Annotated in this window: 1 protein-coding gene; it reads left to right on the top strand. The window is 58.8% G+C overall.

Features of this window, described 5'->3' with window-relative positions:
• The first annotated feature begins 398 nt into the window (after window positions 1-398).
• Window positions 399-1637, top strand: a complete 1239-nt coding sequence (locus AC3XQU_RS22655) for a M20/M25/M40 family metallo-hydrolase (RefSeq protein WP_489876422.1) — start codon at window positions 399-401, stop codon at window positions 1635-1637.
• The last annotated feature ends 93 nt before the right edge of the window (window positions 1638-1730 follow it).

Here is a 1730-nt window from a genome sequence, read left to right on the forward strand (position 1 = left end):
GAAGTCACTGGCACCTTCATCAAACGCCCACACTTATCGACTGTTGATTGTTAAAGAACGGTATTCGGTACTGCCTTACTGTATTCGACGAAGCGTTGTGTTCGTCAGCAGCAGGAAAGAGATTATGCAGTGCTTCGCTTTAATCGTCAACCCCTTGTTCGCTTCGTTCCAGATCTCTCTGCCAAACTTGTCATGATAACCACTTGATTACCTTAACGTTTTCGGCCGGTGCCGAAGCGGAGGCGAACTATAACAAAGTCATACGCTCGCCGCAAGGGGCGGGGAGATTTTCCCGTTAGCCTGCATGCGCATCGGATCTTTCTAATGATGTTGAGAGTAGGCAAGCTGATCGACCAGAGGTGCTGCTAGGATTTTTTCCTACCACCGATGAGGAAGACATGATGAAGGCCGCCCTGCTCAAGTTCCTCCTGCTTTCCACATTGTTCTCCGGCGCTTCCGCCAGCGTGGGCGCTTCAACCAAGAAGAAAGCCTGGATCACCATCGGTGACGCAGCCCTTCGGCAGGTCAAGAGCTTCGCCCCTGACCTGGTGTCGATCGGCAGCCGCCAGTTGGGGCCGGCCGGCGCATCGGAGAAGGTCCATGCGGTGGTCATGGATCACTCCCGGCTGGCGGCAGTGGCCGGCGCCATCCATCAGAAGATGGGGCAATGCGGCGGTTTCATGTATCACGCGAGCGAAGCCGAAGCACGCGCCGCGCTTGAGCGGCGTCCGGCCGACCTGCCGACGCGTGCGGGCGGAATCCATCATGGCGAACTGGTCGAGCCCATGCTGGCGGAGATGCAGGAGAAGAATATCGAGGCGACGATCGCCGCTTTGAGCGCTTTTACCAACCGTTATTACATGAGCCAGTCCGGGGTCGACGCCGCTAACTGGCTCACCGCGGCATGGCGTGCGCTCGGCAGCGGCCGGGACGACGTGTCGGTTGCCCAGGTCGTGCACAAGGATTACCCCCAGCCTTCCGTCACGCTGACGATCGCAGGCACCGACCTGGCGGATGAAACAGTCGTGGTCGGCGCCCACCTCGATTCCATTCTCGGCTTTGGCATGAGCGCGACGGCGCGCGCACCAGGTGCGGATGACGATGCATCCGGCGTCGCGAGCATGACGGAGGCAGTGCGCGCGCTGATCGGTAGCGGTTACCGGCCGCGCCGGACGATACAGCTCATTGCGTACGCGGCCGAAGAAGTCGGACTGCGGGGATCGCAGGACATCGCGCGCCAGTACAGGCAAGGGGGCCGCGTTGTCGCGGGCGTGCTGCAGCTCGACATGACCAATTACAAGGGCGCGGCCAACGACATCTATTTGTTTACCGATTACACGAACAGCCAGCAGAATGCCTTCATAGCCGACCTGATCGGCGCCTATCTTCCCGGACTGAAGATCGGCTATGACAAATGCGGTTATGGTTGCTCGGACCACGCGAGCTGGCATGCCCAGGGCTATCCGGTGTCGATGCCTTTTGAGTCCTTGCTCGCGCGCGACAATCCGTATATCCATACAGCGAAAGATACCCTCGCCAACTCGGGTGGGCAAGCTACGCATGCATTGAAGTTCGCGCGCTTGGCGGCCGCTTATATGGTCGAACTTTCCAGCAATGCGCCGGCGAAGCAGGAGTGAGGCGAAGACAACGTCCAAACGCAAAAAACCCCACCAGGATCACCTGGTGGGGTTTTGCTTATAACTAGCCTGACGATAACCTACTTTCACACT

The organism is Telluria sp. AZSoR62, from assembly GCF_058111565.1.

Coding starts and splice junctions, on each gene's coding strand:
- AC3XQU_RS22655 (WP_489876422.1), top strand. CDS start 399: ATGATGAAGGCCGCCCTGCTCAAGTTCCTCCTGCTTTCCACATTGTTC.